The sequence below is a fragment of the Wolbachia endosymbiont of Mansonella ozzardi genome (assembly GCF_020278625.1).
Taxonomy (GTDB): Bacteria; Pseudomonadota; Alphaproteobacteria; order Rickettsiales; family Anaplasmataceae; genus Wolbachia.
In genome coordinates this window covers 12,230-20,300 of sequence record NZ_JADAKK010000018.1, presented here as the reverse complement: position 1 = coordinate 20,300, position 8,071 = coordinate 12,230, and the positions used below count along the sequence as shown (strand labels likewise).

The window sequence follows — 8,071 nt, the reverse complement described above, 5'->3', positions numbered from 1 at the left end:
TCGTAGATTTTGTGTTTTTTTGATTATTCCTGACTATCATAAAAAGGGCTATAAGCTCAAAATTATACTTAAAGAAAATAACTTGATTGTATATGCTATATTCATTATTAATCTCATTAAAGGAAGGTTATTATGAATACAAGCATATGGAAGTGGGAAACACATTACCCATAATAAAAATGGGCGTTGAAGGTACAGTTGCACTTGCATCTTTAGCGGCAGCAATAACAACGGTACTAATTGCTACTAATATAGTTGCTTTACCTGAATCTCTGGTGTTTATTAACACAATCGTTAATCCTATTGGAGTTGCAGCTCTATTTATTGTTGCTATATACTTTGCTACACTGGCTTATTGTTCGCATAAGCAAATGCGCAAGAATGAAGAAATAGGTGAAGCTAAGACATCAGCTGAAAATGCTAAAGCGACTAAAGAAGTATAGGAGATAATTCAGAGCAAAATTGAAGCAAAAACTAGAGATTTATTACTGAAGAAGCATTAAAAACCACGCTGAAAGCAAAAGCTGACAAGAAGTATGTTGATGAGCAACTAGCTGAAAAAGCTGATGCATCTGCACTGAGAGCAAAAGCTGAGAAGACCGAAATTGTACCAGCAGTATTCAAATTACCTGAAAATGATGTTAAGCAACTTAAACGGATTCTTGGCTTACAAGAGCAAGTAGCTTAACCTGTTACAAGAGGTAGATTTTCTACCTCTTTCCTTTATTCAAGCATATAAAAGCTACTATAATCTATCCCAAATCTCGACTATATCTTCATCAAAGTCTATCACTTCTGCTTTTTTTAATCGGTAGCAGTTGTTGATAGATTGGATTCCTAAATCTCCTACAAAAGCAGTAGCATCATTACCTAGAATTTTACCGCTGCGGCAGATTATCAACCTGTCGATCAAACTATGCTTCAATAGCTCTGTGATTAGTATTCCTCCACCTTCAACTAATAACCTTGTTATGCCAACCTCTGAAGCAAGTTTTGATGCTGTATCTTTTAGGCAGACTCTACCTGCACTATTTGAATTAACTACTAGATAGTCAATGTTTTTTATTTTTCCCTCTACTTCTTTATTTGTGATCACCCAAGTTGTTACTTTATCTGCAGTCTTTGCAATATTGTGCTCTTCTTTCAATTTTTCCCGGCTATCTATGATTAGTCTTATGGGTGACCTATCTTCAAGTTTTGGTAATCTGCAAGTCAAGAGTGGATCGTCATTAATGAGGGTATTACTGCCAATCATAATTGCATCATATTTTGCTCTAAGCTCATGTACCCAATTCCTTGTGTTTTCGCTTGTTATCCATTTGCTATCACCTGTAAATGTTGCAATTTTTCCGTCAAGGGTTGTTGAAATTTTGCAAGCTATAAATGGTCTGTGTAATTTTCGAGTGGTGAAGAAGCCAATATTTAATTTTTCTGCCTCCTCTTGCATAATTCCTTGTTTCACTTCAATTCCTGCCTCCTTTAGAGCTTTGATTCCTCCACCTAAAACTCTTGTGTCGGGGTCGATTGTTGCAATCACTACCCTTTTTATTCCAGCTCTTGTGATTTCCGCGGTGCAAGGTTCTGTAACTCCAAAATGGCAACATGGCTCAAGGGTAACATACATAGTTGCACCATGAGTCGAATCTTTAGCACTTTGTAGAGCAACTACTTCTGCATGTGGGCGCCCGCCAACTCCTGTATGACCCTCACCAACTACCACACCATCTTTTGCAATAACACACCCAACAGCAGGATTTGGTGCAACACTCCCGAGGTTTTTTTCAGCAAGTTTTAGTGCAATTGACATAAAATGATCGTCGGTCATTAGAAAGAAGTCATTTCGTAGGAGGTATCAAAAATTCTTCTATGCTCGTGTATGGCAAATCTGTCTGTCATACCCGAGATGTAGTCGCATATTACTACTGAACGCTTGAATTCATAAGAAAGCTTTTTCCACTCTGTGGGCAATAATCCTGGATTTTCATAAAAACATTGAAAGAGCTCCTGTACTATACGTTTTGTTTTGTTCATCGTTCTGTTTAGCTTATAGCTTCTATACATTTTTTCCATGTTGAATTTTTTCATTTCTTTTGTGGCATTTGCAACTTCTGGTGAAAATGTAACTAGCATCTTATTTGAACTTCTTACATCCTCTACGCTTTCTATTTTGTAATCTTCAATATTTTTTTTAGTCTGAGAAACAACATCACTTATCATAATTCCTATGGTTCTACTCAGTGATTCATGTATAAGTTTGCTCTGAGATAGTTTTGAATATTGGTTTTTTACATCTTTAAACGTGTCTCCGATTAAAGGAATATCGAACAAATCTTCTACAGTTGCTAAATTTGCTCTGAGTGCATCGTCAAGATCATGGACACTGTAAGCAATATCATCAGCAATTGAGGCAACTTGTGCTTCAATGCTTGAGAATTCTTCAAGTTTTAGATCATATTTTTCATTATATTCTAGCAATAGTTGATTATTTGTGTGGAATACTGCATTCCGACCAAGCAAGGGACCGTTATGCTTTGCAATGCCTTCAATAACTTCCCAACTTAGATTCATACCATCAAAGTCAGCATGTTTTTGCTCAAGATAAGTTAAAATCCTTATAGCCTGAACGTTATGGTCAAATTCATACTCCTCGCTATCAAGATTCAAATTTTGAACTGATTTCTTTAGAGCATTCTCTCCTGTGTGACCAAACGGAGGATGACCAAGGTCGTGTGCAAGCGCTATGCATTCAGTAATATCTTCATGTAAACCGAGTCTGCGTGCAATAGATCTTGCAATTTGTGCAACTTCAAGGCTATGAGTAAGCCGAGTGCGATAGTAGTCGTGTTCATAATTGATAAAAACTTGTGTTTTGTATTCCAATTTTCTAAACGCATTAGAGTGAATAACACGATCTCTATCACGCTGAAAACAGCTGCGGTTTTCATCTTCTGGCTCTTTAAAATATCTTCCTCTTGTTTTACTTGGGAAACACGCATAACTTAATAGAAAATTATTGTTTGACATATAAAATTTCCACTATAATAAATTATAAATAATAAATGGTAGTGACTATGTCAACAGATTACAATATTAACTTGACTGACAATGCATTAAAGAAAATCCATTCCCTTGTAGAGCAGGAAGAGAACAAAAGTTCTGTTTTGCGGATTGCAGTTTCAGGTGGTGGATGTTCTGGCTTCAAGTATAACTTTCTTATAGATCAAATAAATAAAAGTCTATCTTTGAGTGATGACGATGATGATTACGATGATGAATTTGATGACGACGATGATGACGATTATGAAGAAAGGCAGGGTTATAGAGGTCATTCTAGCTTTAGCAGGAGAAGCAAAGATATAGTAATTAACGACGAAAATGGAAATCCTATATTAATGGTTGATAATTGTTCGGCGAAATTTTTAAATGACTCAGTTATAGATTATACTGAAGATCTAAGTGGTTCTGGGTTTCAAATAAAAAATGCTCTTGCTAAGTCTCAATGTGGGTGTGGTAATAGCTTCTCAGTTTAATTATTACTGAATGCCTTCTAGGCCTTTTCAACATGGGTGGTGACGTAGCACTAGAACTAACTTCTGTAGATAAGAGCTTTAAAGAAGCTCCTGCTGTTATAAAAGATATAAACCTAAGGGTCGCAAAAGGACAAGTAGTTGCGTTGATTGGCAATTCAGGATCAGGAAAAACAACTATATTGCAAATTGCAGGTTTATTAGATAAGCCAACTTCAGGTATAGTAACAATAGATGGAGTAAATTGTACACAAGCCAGCAATAAACATAAAACTCATATAAGAAGAAATTTTTTAAGCTTTGTTTATCAATTTCACTATTTGTTACAGGAGTTATCGGTATTGGAAAATGTTATGCTTCCTCAACTTATTGCGGGAAGAAGCAAAACTGAGGCAATAAAAAATGCGCAGACAATGTTGGAAAAATTTGGTTTGGAAGACAAAGCAAGTAGTGTAATATCTAAAATTTCTGGCGGAGAAAGGCAAAGAGTTGCAATTGCAAGAAGCGTTGTAAATTCTCCAAGACTTTTACTTGCAGATGAACCAACGGGGAATTTAGATCCAACAAATTCTTTGAATGTGTTTTTGCTGTTATATTCGTATGTAAAGGAAAATAATAGCTCTATGCTTATAGTAACACACAACTACCTTCTTGCAGAAAAGGCAGACTGTATTTTACAGTTAAAAGATAAATCACTGGTAAAATTGCGAATGGATGCAGTATAGAACTAAAATCTATTGAGCTACTATCTTGTACTTACCTAACCAATGGTCATTAACGGAGTATAGTCTGCACGAAGTACTTTCATTACCTCTTATACATGGACTTTTTAACTTACGTGACTTGCTTAGGGAACACCCTGGTAACATAGATACAATAAAAACAAGAAATAACAACTTCCTAAACATAACAAAACCTCTTTGTTTACATTACTATACTCATTTTTCTTGTTTGTAAAGATTAAGCATACTCTCTTATTTTTACCTCTTTTTTGGTCTTTTTGGAAGAAACAGCTACACTATTCAAGCGCAGTTTTATATAGTCGTCTATAATTTGAACTACCTCCTCTTCTTTATCTCTTAAGAAATGATTAGTATCGTCTATAATGTGATATTCCATATGGTCACTTTTTACTGAGTTCATCAGCCTTTTTGCTAGTTCTGTTACATCGCTTTCTTCTGAGATTGTATCATTACTGCTTTGTATTATAAGCCCAGGAACCGGACAGGGAGAGAGAAAAGAGAAGTCATACTTTGTTGCTGGAGGAGAAAGGGCAACAAAACCTACTACCTCAGGGCGGCGCATTGTCAATTGCATGGCTACCCATGCTCCGAAAGAAAAGCCAACTATCCAAATTGGAACGTTGCTAGGGTTATGTTCTTGGAGCCAATCGATAGCTACTGCAGCATCAGTTAATTCCCCTATACCCTTATCAAAAGTTCCGGTGGACTTTCCCACACCACGGAAGTTGATTTTCAATGCAGAAAAGCTGTTTCCGATAAAAGATGCGTATATATTATGTATTATTTTACTATTCATATTGCCCCCATATTGGGGGTGGTGATGTAAAATTAGCACAACTGGTGCGTTAGCTTCTATACTTTGGTGATACTCACCTTCTATTTTTTTTGCTGCATTATTTAAAAAAACTTCTACCACGGTAGCTCCTAATAAAAACCTGCTCGATAGGCATTAACTAATGTAAATCTTGTATATATTAATCATGTATTAATTTTACTGTTTTTGCAACAGGCTTTTTATCATGTTAAGCTGATATATATGACTGTTATAGCGAGTAATAAAAAGTTTTCCTAAATTAAATGACAGATAAACCTTCAAGCTCCTTTTCTTTAGGTAGTGATTACGTATATGCTGACTATAATGCAACTTCTCCAATTATCGACAGTGTAAAGAAGAGTATACTTGAGGTCTTATCAAAACAAATTCTGAATCCTTCATCATTGCACAGAAAGGGACAAGAGGCGAGAAAGATTCTTCAGGATGCAAGAGATAATGTTCGTGGGATTATTGGTGCTTTAGATGATAAAGAGGTAGTTTTCACGTCTGGTGCAACTGAAGCAAATAATCTTGTTATGAAAGGAATGGTGGGCTATCGATATGTAATTTCAGCTATAGAGCATCCTTCAATTCTCAATTCTACATGTAATCCACATATAATACCGGTTAACCAAGAAGGTGTTGTTGATCTTTTAGAGCTAGAGAAGGTTCTGAGCAAACTCGAGGGAGATAGAGTAGTAGTTTCAGCTATGATGGCTAATAACGAAACTGGGGTTATTCAGCCTGTTAAGGAAGTAGCTGAAATAGCACATAAATTTGGAGCAATCTGTCACACCGATGTTGCTCAAAGCGTTGGAAAAACTGAAGTTAATATGGAGGATTTAGGGGTGGATTTACTCACTTTATCTGCTCATAAATTTGGCGGTATAGCGGGTAGTGGAGTTTTAATATTTGACAAAAAACTTGTAATAGAGCCTATTGTAATAGGTGGTGGACAAGAGAAAGGATTACGAGGTGGTACGGAAAATATTGTTGCAATTGCAGGTCTTTCTGCTGCATTGCAGGATATTCCATATCTTTTGTCAAAAATGGATGAAATAAAGAAGCTACGCGATCAATTGGAGTGTGAGCTGTTAAACCTTGCCAGCGGTATCAAAATCTTCGGTCAAAACTCCAAAAGGTTACCAAATACAAGTCTGATTTATATGCCGAAAGTAAGGAGTGACGTGCAGCTCATGCATTTTGACTTAAATAACATTGCAGTTGGCAATGGCTCTGCATGCTCTTCTGGAAAAGTTGAACCTTCCCATGTTTTGCTTGCAATGGGGGCAACAAAAGAGCAAGCAGAGTGTTCTATTAGAATCAGTATAGGTCAAAAAACTAAACCACGAGACGTAGAAAAAATAGTGGATTGTTGGTATAATATCTATAAGATGTATGGTCCCAGAGTATGATGCGCAAGGGCCTTGGAATCCAGATCAAATTGCTGGGTATCGTTTAAGTTTTTCAGTTTTATTTGGTGTAATGAGGAAGAAACCCTATCAAGTACTTATTGGAATTTGTTCACCAAAAAGCTTTTAAGCCTTTTTTGATAAAGCAAGTATGCGTGCTAAAGTTAAAATTCAACCAGGGAGATTGTATAGCTGTAATAAGGTGGATAAGTCCAAACTCCATCTGTCTTGGGAAGAGTTTGCTAATGGAGGCTCTTAAGTTGATGCCGTTGTCTGTTCAGCTGAGCGGTTTTAAATTAACTCATAACTTCTTTTTTGAGTTGTGCAGTTCAGCTTTAGGAACTCCAATAGATTCAACTATCAAATCAACAGATACTAAGTAGGTCTTTAGCCACAACTATTTTAGCCTGTTTTTACCCTCTGCTCTGTGCTCTGCTTTTTTCAGTAGCATCATCAAATTTTTGAGCGAGGATGCCTTCTTCTTTGCGTAGGTCCATTAATCTTTCTTCATACGCTATTAGATCTTTCTCATTCCAGAGAAACTTGTCTAATTTATCATATGCTAGTTTTATTATTGGTGATTTTCCTGCTATATTCCTTAAGTCTTCGTCTGTAGTATCCTCTGCATGCTTAAAAAAAGCACCACCTTTCTACTGTGCTTTCTAGCTGCTCTGCTTTATTCTTTTGAAACTTAGGCAACTCAACAAAGACAAACTGAAAATCTTTTTAGTAATGTCTACTGGTTTTTACATCTTGTATATTATGAGTAGAAATGTACTCAGCTTCCTTAGGAAATATCGTATTATCGGAAATAGCAGTAAAGAATACTGTCTTTAAATCGATGTACTTGCCACCTTTTCCAACTTGCCTTGAATAAGCTTCAGCAGCATATAGCTGAACGCGTTTCTCAAAACCTCTATCACGCAAGCTGCATCTCAATCACATATCTGAACCCACTAAAATCCTTGCAAAGAGCGTCAACAATACTCTGTTTATCAGAGGCAATTTCAGGATTCATATAGGTGCTAAGAAACTCAACTTCTTGTATAGTATCTATTCCGGTAAATCCTAAGATATCATTGAGAAAACGGATAAGAATGTTCTTGTTTTTCTCAGCGCCAAAGATTTTCTTGAAGGTTAAATCCAATTTTGGATTGAGAAATTTTGATAAAGCCATGAGAGATTCACTTAAAAAGTATTGAAAATTATACACAATTCTGTAGAAATATTCAATCTTTTTGTTTCGAATGTGTTAAAAGCAAGTGGCCCTGTGGTTAGCAGACCAGCACCTCATTCTCCTGTCGTCCCAGTACTTGATGCTGGGATCAAGTTTTCCATAAAAATGGTACATTTTAACATAACTTTTATGCTCACTTACTTAAATAAAACTCCTAGATTCCAACTTCAAGCGCTGAAATGACAGATCTATGGATATATCCAAGTAGCCCCTTCTCTTGTCATCCAAGTAGCTAACACTTGGATTTAAGATGCTACTTTAGTAATAAATATTTAAAAATTTTATCAGATGAGAAAAAAAGGTAAAAGAAACCCAGTTGATGCTAGTTATTTATATTA

7 protein-coding genes and 2 pseudogenes are annotated in these 8,071 nt (G+C 36.0%); 5 read left to right on the top strand and 4 right to left on the bottom strand.

Translation table 11 applies throughout. The features are described 5' to 3' along the window. Positions 1 to 152 precede the first annotated feature (152 nt). A complete protein-coding gene (locus IHO40_RS02650; RefSeq protein WP_410543354.1) occupies positions 153 to 443 on the top strand; it encodes a hypothetical protein in 291 nt (96 codons plus the stop codon). Positions 444 to 745: 302 nt separating this feature from the next. Here the strand turns inward: IHO40_RS02650 and ribD are convergent, their stop codons facing one another. Together ribD and IHO40_RS02640 are read right to left on the bottom strand one after the other, a co-directional pair. After that, the gene (gene ribD, locus IHO40_RS02645) at positions 746 to 1,825 is read right to left on the bottom strand and encodes a bifunctional diaminohydroxyphosphoribosylaminopyrimidine deaminase/5-amino-6-(5-phosphoribosylamino)uracil reductase RibD (protein ID WP_225536628.1); all 1,080 of its coding nucleotides are present in this window, start codon (positions 1,823 to 1,825) and stop codon (positions 746 to 748) included. After that, a complete protein-coding gene (locus IHO40_RS02640) occupies positions 1,825 to 3,024 on the bottom strand; it encodes a deoxyguanosinetriphosphate triphosphohydrolase (protein WP_225536627.1) in 1,200 nt (399 codons plus the stop codon). Before IHO40_RS02640 ends, ribD begins: the two co-directional genes overlap by 1 nt. 47 nt (positions 3,025 to 3,071) lie before the next feature. Here IHO40_RS02640 and IHO40_RS02635 point away from each other — a divergent pair, with 47 nt between their 5' ends. Further along, complete coding sequence (locus tag IHO40_RS02635; RefSeq protein WP_225536626.1) at positions 3,072 to 3,530, top strand: HesB/IscA family protein; 459 nt, start codon at positions 3,072 to 3,074, stop codon at positions 3,528 to 3,530. Between the two features lie 32 nt (positions 3,531 to 3,562). Continuing rightward, on the top strand, positions 3,563 to 4,252 hold the full coding sequence (locus IHO40_RS02630) for an ABC transporter ATP-binding protein (RefSeq protein WP_225536625.1): 690 nt from the start codon (positions 3,563 to 3,565) through the stop codon (positions 4,250 to 4,252). A 235-nt stretch (positions 4,253 to 4,487) separates the two neighbouring features. On the opposite strand, the gene IHO40_RS02625 is transcribed toward IHO40_RS02630, so the two are convergent. After that, on the bottom strand, positions 4,488 to 5,186 hold the full coding sequence (locus IHO40_RS02625; protein WP_225536624.1) for an alpha/beta hydrolase: 699 nt from the start codon (positions 5,184 to 5,186) through the stop codon (positions 4,488 to 4,490). 161 nt (positions 5,187 to 5,347) lie between these two features. Here IHO40_RS02625 and IHO40_RS02620 point away from each other — a divergent pair, with 161 nt between their 5' ends. Both IHO40_RS02620 and IHO40_RS02615 read left to right on the top strand, forming a co-directional pair. After that, complete coding sequence (locus IHO40_RS02620) at positions 5,348 to 6,499, top strand: cysteine desulfurase family protein (RefSeq protein ID WP_225536623.1); 1,152 nt, start codon at positions 5,348 to 5,350, stop codon at positions 6,497 to 6,499. Continuing rightward, positions 6,498 to 6,742 (top strand): annotated as a pseudogene (locus IHO40_RS02615) (IS4-like element ISWosp8 family transposase); the annotation flags it as partial. The gene IHO40_RS02620 and the pseudogene IHO40_RS02615, both read left to right, overlap by 2 nt. A gap of 185 nt (positions 6,743 to 6,927) precedes the next feature. Here IHO40_RS02615 and IHO40_RS02610 read toward each other — a convergent pair. Beyond that, positions 6,928 to 7,673, bottom strand: a pseudogene (locus IHO40_RS02610) (Rpn family recombination-promoting nuclease/putative transposase); the annotation flags it as partial. Between the last annotated feature and the right edge of the window lie 398 nt (positions 7,674 to 8,071).

Bases quoted from the DNA above. Each gene is read 5' to 3' on its own strand.
- IHO40_RS02635 (WP_225536626.1), top strand. From the start codon at position 3,072: ATGTCAACAGATTACAATATTAACTTGACTGACAATGCATTAAAGAAA.
- ribD (WP_225536628.1), bottom strand. From the start codon at position 1,825: ATGACCGACGATCATTTTATGTCAATTGCACTAAAACTTGCTGAAAAA.
- IHO40_RS02620 (WP_225536623.1), top strand. From the start codon at position 5,348: ATGACAGATAAACCTTCAAGCTCCTTTTCTTTAGGTAGTGATTACGTA.
- IHO40_RS02630 (WP_225536625.1), top strand. From the start codon at position 3,563: ATGGGTGGTGACGTAGCACTAGAACTAACTTCTGTAGATAAGAGCTTT.
- IHO40_RS02640 (WP_225536627.1), bottom strand. From the start codon at position 3,024: ATGTCAAACAATAATTTTCTATTAAGTTATGCGTGTTTCCCAAGTAAA.